General features: G+C 70.9%; 15 protein-coding genes. 5 read left to right on the forward strand and 10 right to left on the reverse strand.

Annotation, left to right across the window (positions count from 1 at the left end; genetic code table 11):
* The first annotated feature begins 6 nt into the window (after positions 1-6).
* Together FED44_RS04380 and FED44_RS04385 are read left to right on the forward strand one after the other, a co-directional pair.
* Positions 7-1,026, forward strand: coding sequence for a ParB/RepB/Spo0J family partition protein (locus FED44_RS04380; protein ID WP_111700092.1), 1,020 nt, complete (start codon positions 7-9; stop codon positions 1,024-1,026).
* A gap of 160 nt (positions 1,027-1,186) precedes the next feature.
* A complete protein-coding gene (locus tag FED44_RS04385; protein WP_111700091.1) occupies positions 1,187-1,642 on the forward strand; it encodes a VOC family protein in 456 nt (151 codons plus the stop codon).
* Positions 1,643-1,747: 105 nt separating this feature from the next.
* Here FED44_RS04385 and FED44_RS04390 read toward each other — a convergent pair whose 3' ends face one another.
* Both FED44_RS04390 and FED44_RS04395 read right to left on the reverse strand, forming a co-directional pair.
* Entirely contained in the window at positions 1,748-2,698 is a 951-nt protein-coding gene (locus FED44_RS04390; RefSeq protein WP_138459816.1) for a D-alanine--D-alanine ligase family protein, read from the reverse strand.
* A 410-nt stretch (positions 2,699-3,108) separates the two neighbouring features.
* Positions 3,109-4,341, reverse strand: coding sequence for an aminotransferase-like domain-containing protein (locus FED44_RS04395; RefSeq protein ID WP_138459930.1), 1,233 nt, complete (start codon positions 4,339-4,341; stop codon positions 3,109-3,111).
* Positions 4,342-4,692: 351 nt separating this feature from the next.
* Here FED44_RS04395 and FED44_RS04400 point away from each other — a divergent pair, with 351 nt between their 5' ends.
* Entirely contained in the window at positions 4,693-5,310 is a 618-nt protein-coding gene (locus tag FED44_RS04400) for a GNAT family N-acetyltransferase (RefSeq protein WP_111700089.1), read from the forward strand.
* Positions 5,311-5,464: 154 nt separating this feature from the next.
* Here the strand turns inward: FED44_RS04400 and trxA are convergent, their stop codons facing one another.
* The 8 genes from trxA to FED44_RS04440 all read right to left on the reverse strand — a co-directional run bounded on the left by trxA (position 5,465) and on the right by FED44_RS04440 (position 15,015).
* Positions 5,465-5,788 (reverse strand): thioredoxin, encoded by a 324-nt coding sequence (gene trxA, locus FED44_RS04405; protein ID WP_111700088.1) that lies wholly within the window; start codon positions 5,786-5,788, stop codon positions 5,465-5,467.
* Between the two features lie 82 nt (positions 5,789-5,870).
* Entirely contained in the window at positions 5,871-6,800 is a 930-nt protein-coding gene (trxB, locus tag FED44_RS04410; RefSeq protein ID WP_111700087.1) for a thioredoxin-disulfide reductase, read from the reverse strand.
* A 223-nt stretch (positions 6,801-7,023) separates the two neighbouring features.
* The gene (locus FED44_RS04415) at positions 7,024-7,995 is read right to left on the reverse strand and encodes an anti-sigma factor family protein (RefSeq protein WP_138459817.1); all 972 of its coding nucleotides are present in this window, start codon (positions 7,993-7,995) and stop codon (positions 7,024-7,026) included.
* Positions 7,985-8,626: an RNA polymerase sigma factor SigM gene (sigM, locus tag FED44_RS04420; RefSeq protein ID WP_111700085.1), complete on the reverse strand. Its 642-nt coding sequence runs from the start codon at positions 8,624-8,626 to the stop codon at positions 7,985-7,987. Before sigM ends, FED44_RS04415 begins: the two co-directional genes overlap by 11 nt.
* A 9-nt stretch (positions 8,627-8,635) precedes the next feature.
* Positions 8,636-10,135, reverse strand: a complete 1,500-nt coding sequence (locus FED44_RS04425) for a protein kinase family protein (RefSeq protein WP_111700084.1) — start codon at positions 10,133-10,135, stop codon at positions 8,636-8,638.
* Between the two features lie 385 nt (positions 10,136-10,520).
* A complete protein-coding gene (gene murJ, locus FED44_RS04430; protein WP_138459818.1) occupies positions 10,521-12,119 on the reverse strand; it encodes a murein biosynthesis integral membrane protein MurJ in 1,599 nt (532 codons plus the stop codon).
* A 72-nt stretch (positions 12,120-12,191) separates the two neighbouring features.
* Positions 12,192-14,432, reverse strand: a complete 2,241-nt coding sequence (locus FED44_RS04435; RefSeq protein WP_138459819.1) for a hypothetical protein — start codon at positions 14,430-14,432, stop codon at positions 12,192-12,194.
* Positions 14,433-14,478: 46 nt separating this feature from the next.
* Positions 14,479-15,015, reverse strand: a complete 537-nt coding sequence (locus tag FED44_RS04440) for an aminoacyl-tRNA deacylase (RefSeq protein WP_111700081.1) — start codon at positions 15,013-15,015, stop codon at positions 14,479-14,481.
* A gap of 180 nt (positions 15,016-15,195) precedes the next feature.
* Between FED44_RS04440 and FED44_RS04445 the strand changes: the two genes are divergently transcribed.
* Together FED44_RS04445 and FED44_RS04450 are read left to right on the forward strand one after the other, a co-directional pair.
* A complete protein-coding gene (locus tag FED44_RS04445) occupies positions 15,196-16,593 on the forward strand; it encodes a CCA tRNA nucleotidyltransferase (RefSeq protein ID WP_316246845.1) in 1,398 nt (465 codons plus the stop codon).
* Positions 16,594-17,856 carry an adenosylmethionine--8-amino-7-oxononanoate transaminase gene (locus tag FED44_RS04450; RefSeq protein WP_138459821.1) on the forward strand — a complete coding sequence of 421 codons (1,263 nt, stop codon included), beginning with the start codon at positions 16,594-16,596 and terminating at the stop codon, positions 17,854-17,856.
* Positions 17,857-17,862: the final 6 nt, after the last annotated feature.

The raw sequence follows: 17,862 nt of genomic DNA on the forward strand, positions 1-17,862 counted from the left end.
GCAGCGGTGAGCCAGCAGCGTCGAGGACTTGGCAAGGGTCTTGGGGCTCTGATCCCCACAGGACCGATCGTCGATCCGTCGCCTCTGGCGAGCGTGCCGTCCACTGCCGGTCTGCCGGCATTCGCATCGAGTGGCGGTGTGGCAGGCGGTGGGGTTGCGGGTGACGGCGGAACGGGCCTGCGCCCGGTGGAAGGCGCGTACTTCCAGGAGATCGAGGTCGGGTCGATCTCTCCCAACCCCCGCCAGCCCCGGGAGGTGTTCGACGAGGATCGTCTCGAAGAACTGTCAGCCTCCATCAAGGAGGTCGGCCTGCTGCAGCCGGTCGTCGTACGGGCGTTGCCGGACGGCCGCTTCGAGCTCATCATGGGGGAGCGGAGGTGGCGGGCGTCCCAGCTCGCCGGGCTCGACCACATCCCCGCGATCGTCCGCAGCACGCAGGACGACGAGATGCTCCGCGAGGCGCTCATCGAGAACCTCCAGCGCGAGCAACTGAACGCACTGGAGGAGGCGGCGGCCTACCAGCAGCTTCTCGACGATTTTGGCGCCACCCATGAGGTGCTCGCGAAGAAGGTGGGGCGCTCCCGCTCGCACATCAGCAACACCTTGCGGCTGCTGAACCTCCCGCCGGAGGTGCAGCGCAGGCTGGCGGCCGGGGTCATCAGCGCCGGGCATGCGCGGGCGCTGCTGACGCTCAGCGACCCGGCCGCCCAGGAACGCCTGGCGAGCCGCATCGTGGCGGAAGGGCTGTCGGTCCGGACCGTCGAGGAGATCGTGGCGCTGGGGGAGGCGACCGCGGGTCCGGCTCCCCGCAAGCCGCGGGCGAAGAAACCGACGGCTCCGGCACTGCGGGATCTGGCCGACCGGCTCTCCGACCATTTCGAGACGAAGGTGAAGGTCGATCTCGGCAGCAGGAAGGGCCGCATCGTGGTCGAGTTCTCCACCATCGACGACCTGGAGCGGATCATCGACACGATGGCTCCGGACGCCGCCAACGCGATGCGCAGCGCGGGGATCGCCACCGAGTAGTCGCTGGGTAGTCGCTGTTTCACGTGAAACATCGCCACCGTCGGCCACGCTGTCGCACTGGACGTCGCTTCTCGCACTGATGCATCGTGCTCAGGCACAGTCTCAGGCACGGTGCTCAGGACGGCCGATGGGCGAGCGATGGGCGAGCGATGGAGGCGCGATGAACGACGAGGCTCCCTTTCGGGTAGGGCTTCGGGCCTACGACGTGAGTGCGGCGGCCGCGTTCTACGAGGGGCTGGGATTCGAGCGGACCGGCAGGATCTCCAGTCCCGATGGCCGGACAGTCATGGCGATCCTGCGACGCGGCGAGCTCCAACTACTCGTCGACGCCCTGACCGGCATGCCGTTTCCCGACAATGAGCGTGAACGGGGCACGCTGGCCGGTCCGCGAGGGTTGGGCGTGGTCATCGGCATCGCGGTAGACGATGTCGGAGCGACCGTGGACTACTGCCGATCGGCCGGTTGCGAGGTCACCACTGAGACGGCCGACGCCCCGTGGGGGGAGCGGTACGCCGAGGTCCTCGATCCCTACGGCTACGCGTGGAAGTTCTTCAAGGTGCTCCCGGATCCGCCCCATGACACCTTGCGCAGCGCCTACGACAGCTGGTTCGGCTGACCTCGTCGCCCCACACGGCATGCGTGCTCACAGGCACGCATGCCGCAGCGACGTTCTCTCGCCTGTTTCACGTGAAACAGGCGGGGCTCAGCGAAACCGGAGGGCTCAGCGGCGAGCCGCGGCGAGCTCCAGGAGTCCCTTGCAGAGGGTGCCCAGATCCCGGTGGGCCGCTTCGGCGGCCATCGGCAGCAGGGAGGTCTCCGTCATGCCGGGGGCGACGTTCACCTCAAGGAAGTACGGCTTGCCGGTGGCGTCGACGATGAGGTCGGTGCGGGAGACGTCACGCAGGCCCAGTGCCGTGTGAGCGGCCACGGCCATCCCCGCGCACGCCTCGGTGGCCTCCGGAGAGAGCCGGGCAGGTGCGAAGAACTCCGTCTGGCCGGCCGTGTACCGGGCGGCGTAGTCGTAGACGCCGCGGTCGGGCACGATCTCCACCGGAGGCAGGGCGACCGGTCCGTCACCCATATCCACGACGGAGACGGCGACCTCCACGCCCTGCACGTACTGCTCGATCAACGCGGTGTCCCCGTACGCGAAGCAGCCGACCATCGCCGCGGGCAACTCCTCGGCGCTGCGGACGATCGACGCGCCGAGCGCGGACCCTCCACGTGAGGGCTTCACGAACAGCGGCAGTCCGAGGCGGTCGACGATACGGGCGAGCACCGCCGTGGCACCGAGGTCGTGGAACGTCTCCTTGGGAAGCGCCACCGAGTCGGGGGTGTTGAGCCCCCAGGATCGGACGACCGCCTTGGCGGTGGGCTTGTCGAAGGCGACCCGGCAGGCGTCCGGCGTCGCCCCGACGTAGGGCACGTCGAGCAGTTCCAGGACGGACCGGATCGCCCCGTCCTCCCCGGCGCCGCCGTGCAGGGTGACGAACACCGCGTCCGGCGGGTCCGACAACACGGCGGGCACGAGGGTGGCGTCGGTGTCGCGCGTCTCCACGTCCACACCGGCGGCCCGCAGCACCTCCGCCACCCGGCGACCGGAGCGCAGGGAGACCTCACGCTCGTAGGAGAGACCTCCGGCGAGGACGAGCACATGACTCAGATCGCTCATGCCGTCTCACCACCGATGCGGGCGAACCCGCCGCTGGGCTGGGGCTGGTCGTTTCCCCGCGCACGCGGGCCGAGCCCTTCAGCAGGGCCGGCCGTGGCCGCCGTGCGGCTCTCGGAGGTACGACCCCCGATCCACCGGTGATCGGCGTTGCCCGGCCCGGGGCGCGTTCCCCTCCGCGGAGGTGCGGGGGGCGATCCTGCGGTCATCGTTCGCTCGCTCACGAAGAGGGCCTTTCTCGCGTCGAGGAGTCGGTACGGCCAGCCTGAACAGGCTAGTGCCCCTCCTGGCGGTCGTCGTCCAGGCCCGACCACGAGGGGAGGGGCGGGAGGCTGCGACGTCCCAGTAGGAGAGGCTACGCCGGTTCAGGCGTGGGCCGTACCCACACCTGAGCGAGGCGGGCCAGACACTTCCTAGGCGAGGTCCGGGCCGGGGGTGTCCACGCCTCCCTGCCGCGGTATGGAACCGGTGCCGAACGTGTCCCGCATCCTGAGCTCCTGCTCGATGACCCCGGCGAGACGGCGTACGCCCTCCTTGATGCGGTCCGGCTCCGGGTAGCAGAACGACAGCCGCATGTTCCGCGTGCCGCCGCCGTCGGAGTAGAAACCGGTGCCGGGCACGAAGGCGACCCGTTCGGCGATGGCCCGGGGGAGGAGAGCCTTCGAGTTGAGCCCTTCGGGCAGCGTCATCCAGACGAAGAACCCGCCGGCCGGGCGGGTCCACGTGCAACCGGGCGGCATGAACACCTCGAGCGCGTTGAGCATCGCGTCGCGCCGCTCGCGGTACAGCTCCCGGAACGTCTTGATCTGCTCCCGCCACGGCTGGGTCGTGAGGTACTGCCCCACGGCGAGCTGGGTGAACGTGGAGTGCGACAGCACCGCCGACTCCATGGCGAGGACCAGCTTGTCGCGGATCGCGTGCGGCGCGACGGCCCAGCCGACGCGGAAGCCCGGGGCCAGGGTCTTGGAGAACGAGCCGAGGTAGACGACACCGTCGGGATCGTCGGCCCGCAGCGCCCGCATCGGCTCCCCGTCGAACCCGAGCAGGCCGTACGGGTTGTCCTCGACGACGAGCACGCCGGTCCGGCGGCAGACCTCCAGCACCTGGCGGCGGCGCACCTCGTTCAGCGTCACACCGGCGGGATTCTGGAAGGTCGGGATCGTGTAGAGGAACTTGATCCGGTTCCCCGCCGCCTGGAGTGCGTAGATGGTCTGCGCGAGCGCCTCGGGAATCAGGCCCTGGTCGTCCATCGCGATGTGGACGACCTTCGCCTGGTAGGCCGCGAACGTGCCGAGCGCCCCGGCATAGGACGGCCCTTCGGCGAGCACGACGTCACCGGGGTCGATGAAGATGCGGGTGATGAGGTCGAGCGCCTGCTGGGAGCCGACGGTGACCATGATGTCGTCGGGACCGGCTTCGATACCCTCAAGGCGCATGACCTCGCAGATCTGCTCCCGCAGGGCGGGGTCGCCCTGGCCGCCGCCGTACTGCAGAGCGACGGAACCGCGGGTGGCGACGAGATCGGCGACGAGATCGCCCACCACGTCGAGAGGAAGGGCCGTGATGTACGGCATGCCGCTGCCGAGCGAGACCACCTCAGGCCTCGAGGCGACGGCGAAGAGAGCTCGGATCTCGGAGGCGACCATCCCGGCGGCCCGGGCGGCGTACCTGTCGACGTAGGCGTCAATGCGCGACCCGTGGGCCGCGTTCGTCCGACCGTGATCAAGCTCATGCGTCACGGTCCACCTCCGATCACATAGCCGAGAAATCCAGAGTACGGTAACGCGCCACGCTGCTCACAACAGGGTATTGACCATCACAGACCCCTTTTCCTGCATTCCTGCCTCATTGGTTTCACCGTGAGGGCGACGTAAACGGTCGGCTGTGGCTCTTGTGGCGTACGCGCTCCGGCCCTGCCGCTGAGTTACGATGCGTGCAGTAGACGCCGTATTCGCGCGCTTTTCTGGCGGGACCGCTAGCGGGGATTGGGGCATCACGTGTCGCGTCGGCTGGTCAATGTCACCCTCGACAACCTTGACGACCTGCCGCGCCGGTGCCGGCGGTGTGTGTTCTGGGAGCTCGACCCCGTGAGCGGGGAGCGAGCGGTGGAGGCGGGCGACCCGGGGCTGGAGAAGGAGGCGTGGATCTCCGCGACCCTCCTCGAATGGGGGAGCTGCGGGAAGATCGCCTACGTCGACGGCGTGGCGGCCGGCTTCGTGCTCTACGCCCCGCCGCTGTACGTCCCCCGATCGGTGGCGTTCCCGACCTCTCCGGTCAGCTCCGACGCGGTGCTGCTGATGACCGCGCACATCGTGCCGGAGTTCTCCGGAGGCGGGCTCGGCCGGATGCTCGTGCAGGGCGTCGCGAAGGACCTGACCCGCCGCGGCGTACGAGCGATAGAAGCCTTCGGCGACCTCAAGTGGGAGCAGCCCGGCTGCCTGCTGCCGGCGGACTATCTGCTGTCGGTCGGATTCAAGACCGTACGCCCGCACCTGCGCTTCCCACGGCTCCGCCTGGAGCTCAAGACCGCCGTCTCGTGGCGTGAGGACGTCGAGGTGGCGCTGGAGCGCCTACTCGGCTCGATGTCCCCAGAGCGGGCGCTGCGGCCCGTCTGAGGCGATCTCAGGGCCCCACACGATCTCAGGCTCCAGGCGATCTCAGTGTCCACGCGATCTCAGTGTCCACGCGAGTGCCCGAGCGATCTCATGACACAGCGGAGCCCCCCGTGCGTTCGCGCGGGGGGCTCCTGTCCGGCTCGATCGGGGCGCGTCAGAGCACGCCCTCCAGCTCGCGCAGCAGCATGGCCTTCGGCTTGGCGCCGATGATCTGCTTGACGACCTCGCCGCCCTTGTAGACGTTCATCGTCGGGATCTGCAGCACGCCGTAGTCGCGCGGCGTGACCGGGTTCTCGTCGATGTTCAGCTTGACGATGGTCAGCCTGTCCGCGTTCTCGGTGGCGATCTCCTCGAGGATGGGCCCGACCTGGCGGCACGGACCGCACCACTCGGCCCAGAAGTCGACGAGAACCGGCTTGTCGCTCTTGAGGACCTCGGCCTCGAAGCTCGCGTCCGTCACGCTCTTGATGGCGCCCAAGGTAACTCTCCCCTTGTGTCTGGTGTGGTGGGTGCAACCGCGGGAACGGTCACCGCATTCCCGCGGCCGCCCGGAAACGGTCTCAGGCGTTCAGCGTCAGCCAGCGCTCGGCGTCGAGCGCCGCGGCGCATCCGGTCCCGGAGGCCGTGATCGCCTGGCGGTAGATGTGGTCGACGACGTCGCCCGCCGCGAACACCCCGTCGAGGTTGGTCCTGGTCGTGGGCGACTGCACGAGGACGTAGCCCTCGTCGTCGAGATCGATCTGGCCCTTCAGCAGTTCCGTGCGCGGCTCGTGTCCGATGGCGATGAACAGCCCCCCGACCGGCAGATCGGTCTCCTCGCCGGTCTTGAGGTTGCGCACGCGCACGCCGGAGATCCGGTCCTCACCGAGCACGTCGACGACCTCGCTGTCCCAGACGAAGCGGATCTTGTCGTTGGCGAACGCCCGGTCCTGCATGATCTTGCTGGCGCGCAGCGTGTCCCTGCGGTGGATCACGGTGACGGTACGGGCGAACCGGGTCAGGAAGATGGCCTCCTCCATCGCCGTGTCGCCGCCGCCGACGACCACGATCTCCTGGTCGCGGAAGAAGAACCCGTCACAGGTCGCACACCAGGACACGCCCCGGCCGGACAGCCGCTTCTCGTTCTCCAGGCCCAGCTCCCGGTAGCGCGAGCCGGTGGCGATGATCACGGACTTGGCCAGGTAGGTGTCGGTGTAGGTCTTGACGACCTTGGGGTCGGCCTCCAGGTCGACCTCGACGACGTCGTCCGCCACCAGCTCGGCGCCGAAGCGCTCGGCCTGCTTGCGGAAGTTGTCCATCAGGTCCGGACCCATGATCCCGTCGGGGAACCCGGGGAAGTTCTCCACGTCGGTGGTGTTCATCAACGCACCACCCGCGGTGACCGAGCCCTCGAAGACGAGCGGCCGCAGGTCCGCCCGCGCGGCATACACGGCAGCCGTGTAGCCGGCGGGGCCCGATCCGATGATGATCACGTTACGGACGTCGCTCAACGGACTCGCCTTCCGATCCCGGTGTGATGTGCAGTCGCGTCAACAGATCCTAGGCCCCGGCGATTCCCGCGGCCGACCCCCGGCACCCGAGGACTCCTGACGCGTCTGGGGCACCCGGACATCGCGAAGCCCCCCGGAGGTCGCGGGGGGCTTCGTCACTGCCGATGGTACGGCTCGCGCCGTACTCCGTACGCCGCCGGGTGAGCCCCGGAGCGGCGTCAGGTCACCTCCAGCTGGCCAGGCCCTCCGGCCGCAGGCGGCGGCACTCGGAGTCCACGACGACCACCCGTACGGCGTTGATGTTCTTGTCCTCCCAGAACGCCATGATCGTGGCCTCGTTGCCGTTGTACAGGGCCTTGTCGACCCCGATCGGCGTGCGGTCGAGCTCGGTGGAGAACTGCTTGACGCAGCTGTCGAGACCCTCGTCACTCGTGGACGCGCCGTCCACGCCGGGGCCGACGCCGAAGTAGCCCAGCAGCGGCCCGCGCAGCTCCCGGCTGGTGTAGTTGTGGCCGCTGGCGTAGGTCGAGTAGGTCAGCGCCTGCGCACGGGTCTTCTCCGGGCTCTGGCTCGCGTCGCCCTGGCTCAGCGCCGACTGGGGCTGCGCGCCGCCGGACCAGAGCAGGCCGGTGGCGGCGACCCCGCTCCCGACGACCGCGATCGCCGCGGCGGCGGCCACCGCGGGCATCGCCCACGCGCGCCGTCTGGCGGACTTACGGCCCCCCGTACGCGTCCCGTTGCGGCGCCCGGCCGGCGTGATCGTCCCGTCGCCGGACACGACGCCCAGCGGACCGGTCGCCGCGGCGACCGGCGCGAGCTCGGGTTCCGGCTCCGGCGCAGGCTCCGGCGCGGGTACGAGCCCCGGCTGCGGCGCCCCGGCAGGGACGATGGATTCGACCGGAGTCTCGACGGTCTCCCACGGCGCGTTCTCCCAGGGGGAGTCCCGCATGACGCGGTCCCAGTCCGGGGCCTCGGCGGCGAGCGCGCGGTCGATGCGCTTGGCGACGCCCAGAGGCATCGCCGGCACCGGCACGGCCGCCAGGACCTCGCGGACCGCGGCCAGGTCGGCGAGGCTCTCCCCGCAGGGGTCGCAGACCGCGAGGTGCTCGCGGACCCGCCGTGCCGTGGTTTCGTCGAGGAGACCCTCCGCCAGTTCGGCGAGAATCTCCAGGTCGTAGTGCGTGTCACCCGTCACGAAGTTCTGCTCCCTTCCCGGATGAGACGCGAGTCAGGTCTGATCGGTTCCGTAGATGCGAAAGAATCGGGGCGAGTTTGGCGCGGCCCCGGGCGCAGCGGCTTTTCACCGTTCCGGGCGGGACGCCCAGCACCGCGGCGGCGTCGTCCACCGCGTAGCCCATCATGTCGACGAGCACGAGGGCGGCCCGCTGGTCGGGCGGCAGCAGCTTGAGCGCCGCCGTCACCTCCAGGGACACCTCCCGCTCGCCCGACTGGTCGGTGGCCGGAGACTCCCGCTCGGCGGCCTCGATGAGTTCGTCGTCGGCGACGGGCCGCACCGACTTGCGGCGCATGCGGTCGAGGCAGGCGTTCACCACGATGCGGTGCAGCCACGTCGTGACCGCCGCCTCGCCGCGGAAGCTGTCCGCCTTCCGGTACGCCGAGACGAAGGCGTCCTGCACCGCGTCGGCGGCCTCGTCGGGATCGCCCAGCGTACGCAGGGCGACCGCCCACATCCGGTCGCGGTGCCGCCTGACGATCTCACTGAACGCGTGCGGATCGCCGCCCAGATGGCGCGTCAGCAGATCGGCGTCGGACACGGCGCGTTGCGCGTGCTCAGCCGTCGGGGGTGTGTCTGGTGGGGAGTTCACAGGTCCCTGCTATGCCGGTCCGGGGGAGTGCACCGTTACTTCGTAGATGGTGCCACGATACTTCCCGGCATAGGGCGGAAGCCGGGTGAACCAGATCAAAACGTACTGACCTGTGGTGGCCTTGCTCGGCGTGAGCGTGACCGTGCCAGAGGCGCCCTTCGCCTCGGCGAGCGTCCTCAGCGAGCCGAGATCCGCCGCGTCGCCCACCTTGAGCTGCACGGTCGCGCCGGCGGCGTCGCCCAGGGAGACGGCCACGTCGGCGATCGGGACCGGCTTGCCCATGTCGAGGATGAGCCCCACCCCGTCCTTGAGCCCGCCCAGGTCCGCGCCGAGGTAGCTGTCGGTGTGCCACTCCGTGGACGGCTTGCCGTCGACGGCGAGCCCGGCGATCTCCGGCTTCTCCGCGCGGTCGGAGCCCAGGGGGTCGAACCCGGTCGCGCTCACCGGTTTGACGGCGACCGGCTTGGCCGTGGGCGACGGCGAATCGGCGACGTCCGGCTGCGTGACCCGCGGGGCGTTGCCGAGGTTCTTCCCCACCGTCCAGGCGCCGACCCCGACGGCCGCCATCACGAGCAGCACGATGACGGTCAGCAGGATCTTGCTCGCCGCTCCGGTCTGCGGACGCGGCGGCGGCGGATGCGCCATCGGCTTCTGCGGCGGCCTCGTGGTCACGCCCAGGCCCAGGCCGTCGGGCGCCTCGGAGCGCAGGTTCAGCGCGGGCGGGGCGGTGGTGACCGGGACGGGCGTGGGACGCGGCACCTCGGAGAGGGCTTCCGCCACCTCGGCCGGGGTGGCCAGCGGAGGCTGTCCCCGCCTCGGCTCCTGCAGCAGGGCGCGGCAGGTGATGGCGTCGAGATAACCGGGCACGCCGGCGGTGACCTGCCGGGGGGTGCAGACCTTGCCGTCGTCGAGGGGCGCGGAGGGCAGGCCGCAGTCGGAGTCGCCCGGCCAGTGCCCGGTCAGCGCGGCGTACAGCAGACGGCCCAGCCCTTCGGCGTCCTCCCGGGCGGGTTCCTCGCTGTGGAGGTCGAGGATCGCGGCGTCGACGGCGAGACCCAGGAGCTTGACCGTGCCCCCGCTCGTCCAGACCAGGCGGCCGGGGGTGAGATGCAGGTGGGTGAGGCCCGCCGCGTGGGCGTGCGCCAGCGCCTCGGCGGCCTCGGCCACCAGGGCGGCGCCGCGCTCGGCCTCGACCGGGCCGCTCTCCAGCAGGTCGAGCAGCGAGTCGCCGCTGACCCACTCGCTCACGACGTACGCCGTGCCGTCCTCGTCGGCCGCGTCGAAGACCTGGGTGAGGCGCGGGTCGGTCAGCCGGCTCGCCAGGCGGGCGGCCGTGACGACCTCCGCGACCCGGGGGAAGTCCGGCGCGAACGTGTGGACGGCGACCGGGCGGGCGAGGATCTCGTCCAGCGCCTTCCACAGGGTCGCGCCCGCGGACTCGTGGACCCGGTCCTCCAGGCGGAACCGGTCCGCCAGCCGGGTCCCCGGTTCGACCGTGGACATGCTCATGCGGCCGCCCCGCTCCGCGGCCCGTCGGCATGCATCAGCCGATGCCGGGTGGTTCCGCCCACGCCTTCCCGCTTCCGCTCGCCGATCACAACTCCAGGTCGCGCCCCCGAGATCTCGTGCCTGCCGCGGCACCGGACGGAGCACCGCCGGGCCGGATTCCTCCGGTAGGGCAAGATCCGCGGGACGTTTCGCTGGAAGGTGTATCAAAAGTGATGCCCTGCCGCGCCGAATCCCACCGGATTCCCGCTCGCAACGGGCGCCGCTTCCTCAACACTCCCTGGCGCACCATGCTAGTGCCGTGCCGCTTGTGCCCGCCTTCCCGATGGAAGACGTCCGAATCGGACTTCTGGGTTACCTTCGAGTTGCCGCTTGGTCGTGAGAACTCCTACCGTCCTACCCTGCCCGCCACGAGTCCAATGATGGAGCGGACCTCGGGAACCCGCAGCCGGTGCGCGGCCAGCAGGTAGAGGATCAGGCCGGCTCCGCCGCCCACGGCGAGCACGACCGCCGAGCTCACCGGCGTGATCGTGGTGAGCTCCCGGGCCAGCCACAGCACCGCCAGCGCGAGTGCGGCCGAGGGGATCGCCGCCGCGTACATCCGGCCCAGGCCGGCGGTGACCTCCCGGCCGCCGAGCCCGCCGATCTTCCGGCTGGCCAGCGACCACGCGACGCCGCAGAGCACGACGTACGTGGCCAGGTAGGCGAAGGCCATGCCGATGACCACGTACCGGTCGGGCAGCGTGAAGTACGCGACCAGGCTGAGCGTCGCGTTGATGGCCACGTTCACCGCCGCCATGATCGCGGGGGTGCGGGTGTCACCGAAGCTGTAGAAGACCCGCAGCAGGAGCTGGAAGATCGAGAACGGCACGAGCGCGACGCCGAACACCTGCAGGACATGGCCGATATAGATCGCGTTCGCCGTCGTCATGTGGCCCCACGAGAAGATCAGTGTGGTGACCGCCGGCCCGAGCACCATCAGCAGCAGGCCCGCCGGGACGATGACGGACGAGACCAGCCGCACCGCCGAGGCGAACTCCGTGCGCACCTCGTCCAGCCTGCCCTCGGCGACGGACCGGCTCATCTTCGGCAGCATCGCGGTGATCACCGACACCGCGATGATCCCGTACGGGAGCTGGAAGAGCTGGAAGGCGTACGCCCAGGCGCTGTTGCCGGCGCCCGGCGCCCGGTAGCCCGCGCCGGTGGCGAGCTTGGTGGTGACCCAGAACCCGATCTGGGTGATGCCGGTGTAGCCGAACGTCCACACGGCGGCCCTGGCCGCCTCCCCGAGCCCGGTGCCGCGGACGCCGAAGCGGGGGCGGAACCGGAACCCGGCCCGGTGCAACGCGATCACCAGCACGATCGCCTGGGCGACGATGCCGGCCGTGGTGCCGAGGCCGAGGAGCGTGAGGTCGCGCTCGCTCACCTTCTCGATGTCGGACGACCCGACGGCGTAGTAGGCGGCCAGGACGCCCATGACCACGATGTTGTTCAGCACCGGCGCCCACATCGGGGCGGCGAACCTGTCCCGCGTGTTGAGGATCGCCCCCGCCAGCGAGCCGACCCCGAAGAACGCGATCTGCGGCAGCATGTACCTGGCCAGCGTCGCGGCGACCTCCACCTTGTCCTCGGTCCAGTTCGAGGCGGTGTAGAGCTCCATGATCGGCTTGGCCAGCAGCACGCCGAGCAGCGCGACGGCCGTCAGCACCACCACCGCCAGCGTCATCAGCCGCTGTTCGAACGCCTGGCCCCCGTCCGGGTCGCGCTGCTGCGCCCGTACGATCACCGGCACGACCACGCTGCTCAGCACGCCCTGGAGCAACAGGTCGAGGAGGATGTAGGGAATCATGTAGGCCGCGTTGTAGGCGTCGCCGAGGGCGAAGGTGCCGATGGCCGCGGCGAGCATCGCCGTCCGCGCGAAGCCGGTGAGCCGCGAGACCATCGTCCCGGCCGCCATGATCGCGCTGGCTCGCAGCATCCTGCTCATGGGTGTCCTTCGGGTCACGACGGCCGCGTTCGCGGGGCCGCCTCGCTCGGGGTGGGCCGGGTCGGGGTCCGCCTACGGTGACTGCGTCCGCTCGGCCGGTACGGCGTCCGGCCGGTCCTCCGGCGGGCCCTCGCCGGCGGTCGTGCCGTCGAACGGGAAGGCCCTCCTCGACCTGCGGCGCAGGACCCGCATCACCACGGCCGCGAGCATGATGACCAGGGCCGCCCCCACGATGACGACGGCGATGCCGGTGTAGCCGGTCGCGCGCACCACGACCCGTACGGCGTTGCCGTACTCCACGTCGCCGTCGGTGAGAAGCTGCACCGAGATGCTCGCCTCGCCGCCTCCGCCTCGTACGATCACCGGCACGTTGACGAGCTGGCTCCGGCCGGCGAGGACCCGGGTCGGCTGGGTCACGTAGGTCCCGTCGTCCGCGTCGATCGCGAGGCGGGACTTGCTGCCCGACGTGACCCGGATCCTGATTTCGATGTCCTGGTCCAGGTTGTTGGCCACGCTGACGGGCACCTGGCCGTTGCTCCCCGCCACCGAGCGCGGGCTGTCGAGCACGGACACGCCGGTGATGCGCTGGTCGATCGTCTCCTTGACCCGCTGTGCGAAGGAGGCGGCCCGCTTGGCGTCACCCCGCCAGGAGGCCGAGGTCAGCCGGAGTATCGCCGCGTGGAAGACGTCGGTGTGCTCCGCCGTGACGGTGGCCACGGCCTCGGCCTTGCGCTCCAGCTTCCGGACGGTCGCGAGGTGGGAGCGGCCCAGCTCCGCCTGGCGGTCGCGCTCGGTGTAGGCCAGGTCGCCCCGCGTCGCCCCGTCCCGTCCCGGCTTCACCGAGTCGAGTGAGGTCATGCTCAGCCAGGGGGCGGAGGAGGCGGCCTGGAGGAGGCCGGAGACGAACGCGGGGTCGGGCGTCCACAGGTGCGAGCCGGGCACCGCGACCACGGTGGGCGACGGCGTCTTCGCCGATCCGTCCGGCCCGTCCTGTCCTGTCCTGTTCGGTTGGCCCGACCGGCCCGGCTGGGCGGGCTGCCCGTTCTGCCACTCGAAGGCGATCATCGCGGTCTCGGCGAGGAACCGCTGCCGCGCCAGCAGCGCAGCGCCGGGAGCCGAGACGTTCCCGCCGAGGACCTCGCTCAGTGTGGGATCGGCGAGCAGCGCGGTCAGCGGCTTGTCCGCCACGGAGTAGAGCGTGGCCGCGCCGTCGGGGGTGAGCGGCGTGGGGGTGATCGCCGCCGGGTCGTCCTGCGCCGCGGCCCTGACCGGCAGCGCGTCCGCGGACAACAGGACGGATGTCACGCCCGAGATGGCCAGTTCGTCAAGGGTGTCCCGGTCGATCCGGCCACCGGCCGGCCAGGCCGTGGTGCCGTGGATCTCCCGGCCGAGCACCTCGCTCGCGAGCGCGGCCCCGCGCTGGACCGACGCCGCGGCCTGCTTGTCGAGGCCGTGGTGGACCAGCGCGGTCATGTCCGGATCGGCGTACGGCGTGGCCACGACGGGTTTGCCGGTCAGTGCGCCGCGCAGGCCGTTCAGCCACTGGCCCGCGGCCGGGTCGGCCTCCTTGCGCACGCCGCGTACGATCCGCGCGCCGGAGGACAGGACGCGGACGTCGTCGAGCAGGGCGGGGTCGACGAACCAGGTGACCTTGTCCCCGGTGTCCTGGGCGGTCTGGAGCAGCGCCGCCAGGCGGCCGGACGCGAGCGACGCGGACAGGTCGTCGTCCATGAACGTCGCGTCGTCGGCGCGGTGCGGCCGGTCCACCAGGGGAAGGGCGAGCGCCAGCTTCACCTTGGGGATCTGCTCGCCCTTCGGGGCGTACGTCAGGAAGGTGCGCTCGATCGCGATCCGCTGGCCGGTCGCCGCGTCGGTCACCTCGATCGCGAGCGGGTAGACGCCCGGCCGGGACATCCCCAGCTCCTGGGGCGTCACGGTGAACCGGAAGGGCAGCTTGCCCGCCTGGTCGAGCGGCGTGGCCTGGACCCTGGTGCTCCAGTTGGAGGGGACGTATCCCTGTTCGGACAGGTAGGCCGCCATCTCGCCGCGCGAGGTCAGCGGCCGGTTCGGCGCGTAGCGGACGACCACCCGTACGGAGGTTCCCTGGGCGCCCACGGCGGTCCCCGAGATCGTCACGGGGGCGGCGGCGTCGCGTACGACCTCCGGCGTGATCTCGTTCACGACCAGCGGATCGGCGGGAGCGGCGGCGGCCGCGGCGCGACCCGCCGGTACGGCGGCAGCCGTACCGGCCATGCCCGCGGGGGACGCGAGCAGGGCGGTCAGCAGGGTCAGCAGTGCGGCCTTGCGAATCATGTGCGGGCCAGCGGTGAGGAACGGCGCACGCCCAGAATGCTATGGCCTAAGCGGTCCGCATAGGACTCGCGAGGCTCGCCGCGCCTCTCCGGGGGATCGTCCTGATGTCCACGGCCTTGGCCGCGACCAGGTCGAACAGGTGGATCGCGCGCAGTCGCAACGCGGTGCGGCGCTCGCCGGTCGCGGTGTGGACGACGTCGTCGGGATCGAGGCGGTCCCGCAGCCGCTGGTCCACCAGCACGGTCAGCTCGTCGGGCAGCAGCAGCGGGCAGACCAGCCCGTCGGCGTAGTCGGTCGCCGAGTTCACCGTGTTGGCGGAGGCGGGGCGTACCCTGGGGGTACGCAGGAGTGAGGCCACCGCCGCGGGCCCGGGAGACCGGCCGACCGTGCTCACCACGGCCACCGCCTGGGTGCCCGATCGCGCGGTCACCTCGAAAAGCGACACGCACAGGCAGGTCTCGGGGGCCACCCCGAGGACCTCGGGAAGCTCGTCGGAGCATGTCAACGGGCGCGGAAGACGTACGATCTCATGGTGGATCTGGTGGGCGAGGAGCCAGCGGTGAATCGCGAGAGCGTCTTTCATCTCTTGTGCTCCTTGCGTCGTCCAGCGCCCCCGAACCGTCCGTGGCCTTGTGATCGCTAGGCGTGTCTCCCCTGGGTGACACCCGACCCCTGGGCCATCGGGGGAGAGTTTCTGTTCCGTGACCGAAGGACCTACCCAGCCTTGTCCGTTTCAAATCTGAGCGACAGCCAGCAGCACGCCGTGAACGAACTGTTCCGCCGCATCGCCCCTGTCGCCGACGAGCTCGGCGAGCTGTTCGCGGCCCGGGGACACGAGCTGGCCCTGGTCGGCGGATCCGTCCGCGACGTCTTCCTGGGCCGCGTGGGCAAGGACCTCGACCTGACGACGGACGCCAGGCCCGACCGGGTGCTGGAGATCGTCAAGGACTGGGCGGACGCCGTCTGGACGATCGGGATCGAGTTCGGCACGGTCGGCGTGCGTAAGGGCGGCTGGCTCCTGGAGATCACCACCTACCGCAGCGAGTCGTACGACCCGGCCTCCCGCAAGCCGGACGTGATGTACGGCGACTCCCTCGACGGCGACCTCGCCCGCCGCGACTTCGCGGTCAACGCGATGGCCGTCCGCCTGCCCGGCCACGAGTTCGCCGACCCGTACGGCGGGCTGCCCGACCTCGCCGCCAAGGTGCTGCGCACGCCCGGCCCCCCCGAGCGGTCGTTCGACGACGACCCGCTGCGGATGCTGCGCGCCGCGCGGTTCGCCGCGCAGCTGGGGTTCGCGGTCGCCCCCGAGGTGGTCGAGGCCATGACCGCGATGGCCGGCCGCATCGAGATCGTCTCGGCCGAGCGCATCCGCGACGAGCTCGACAAGCTGGTCTGCGGCACGCACCCGAGGGCCGGCCTCTCGCTGCTCGTGGACACCGGGCTGGCCGCCCACGTGCTGCCCGAGCTGCCGAAACTGCGGCTGGAGATCGACGAGCACCACCGGCACAAGGACGTCTACGAGCACACGCTGATCGTGCTGGAGCAGGCGATCGGGCTGGAGACCGCCGGACCGGACCGGGTGCTGCGGTGGGCCGCCCTGCTGCACGACATCGGAAAGCCGAAGACCCGGCGCAACGAGCCGGGCGGCCGGGTGTCGTTCCACCACCACGAGGTGGTCGGGGCGCAGATGACGAAGAAGCGGCTGACCGAGCTCAGGTTCCCCAAGGACGTGATCTCCGACGTGTCCAAGCTCGTGGAGCTGCACCTGCGTTTCCACGGCTACGGCACGGGAGAGTGGACCGACAGCGCCGTCCGCCGCTACGTCCGCGACGCCGGGCATCTGCTGAGCAGCCTGCACAAGCTGACCAGGGCCGACTGCACCACCCGCAACAGGCGTAAGGCGCAGGCCCTGTCGCGCACCTACGACCAGCTGGAGGAGCGCATCGCCCGGCTGGCCGAGGAGGAGGAGCTCGCCAAGATCCGGCCCGAGCTGGACGGCAACGAGATCCAGGAGATCCTCGGGGTGCCGCCCGGCCCGGTCGTCGGCCGGGCCTACAAGCACCTGCTGGAGATCCGCATGGACCACGGACTGATCGGCAAGGAGGCGGCCGGGGAGGCCCTGCTCACCTGGGCTCGCGACAACGGCCTGCTGTCGTAGGTGGACGCGGACGAGGTTCTCCGGCTGGACCGCGCGCACGTGTGGCATCCGTACTCGGCGGTGTCGTCCGGGGTGCCCGTCCACGTGGTCAGGCGTGCCGACGGCGTGCGGATCGTCCTCGACGACGGCCGTGCGCTGCTCGACGGCATGGCCTCCTGGTGGGCGGCCGTGCACGGCCACAACCACCCCCGGCTCAACCGGGCCGTACGCGAACAGATCGAGGACATGGCGCATGTCATGTTCGGCGGCCTCACCCACGAGCCCGCCGTGCGGCTCGCGGAGCGGCTGGCCGGGATGACCGGGCTCGGCCGGGTCTTCCTCGCCGACTCGGGCTCGGTGGCGGTCGAGGTCGCGATCAAGATGGCGATCCAGTACAGCGGACGCTCGACGCTGATGACCGTGCGCGGCGGCTACCACGGCGACACGCTCGGCGCGATGTCGGTCTGCGACCCGGTGAGCGGCATGCACCACCTGTTCACCGGCATGCTGCCGCGGCACGTCTTCGCGCCCGCGCCGCCGGACGACTACGGCCGCCGCCCGGTCCGGACGGCTCCGGAACCCGACGAGGCGTACCTGAGGGAGCTCACCGATACCGTCGAGGCGCGTGCGGCGGAGCTGGCTGCGATCATCGTGGAGCCGGTCGTGCAGGGCGCCGGGGGCATGCGCTTCTACCACCCGGCCTACCTTCGGCGGCTGCGCGACCTCGCCGACGAGCACGGCGTCCTGCTGATCGCCGACGAGATCGCCACCGGCTTCGGCCGTACGGGGGAGATGTTCGGCTGCGACCACGCCGGGATCAGGCCGGACATCATGTGCGTCGGCAAGGCCCTGACCGGCGGATACGTGACGCTCGCGGCGACCCTGTGCACCGAGCGGGTGGCCGACCGCCTCGGAGTGCTGATGCACGGCCCCACCTACATGGGCAACCCGCTCGCCTGCGCGGTGGCCGGCGCCTCGCTCGACCTGCTGGCCGAGCGCCCGTGGCGGGAGGAGGTCGCCCGCATCGAGGCCGGGCTGCTCGACGGCCTCGCCCCGGCCGTCCACGCCCCGGGCGTACGGGACGTGCGGGTACTGGGCGCCATCGGCGTGATCGAGACCGACCACCCCGTCGATGTCGCGAAAATTCAGGACATCGTGATGGGCCACGGCGTGTGGCTGCGCCCGTTCGGGCGCCTCATCTACACGATGCCGCCATACGCCTGCGCGCCCGAGGAGATCGATATGATCACCAGGGCGATGACGGCCGCGGCCACCGCCCTGTGACGGCCG

The sequence above is a fragment of the Microbispora triticiradicis genome (assembly GCF_005864065.1).
In the GTDB taxonomy this organism is placed as follows: domain Bacteria; phylum Actinomycetota; class Actinomycetes; order Streptosporangiales; family Streptosporangiaceae; genus Microbispora; species Microbispora triticiradicis.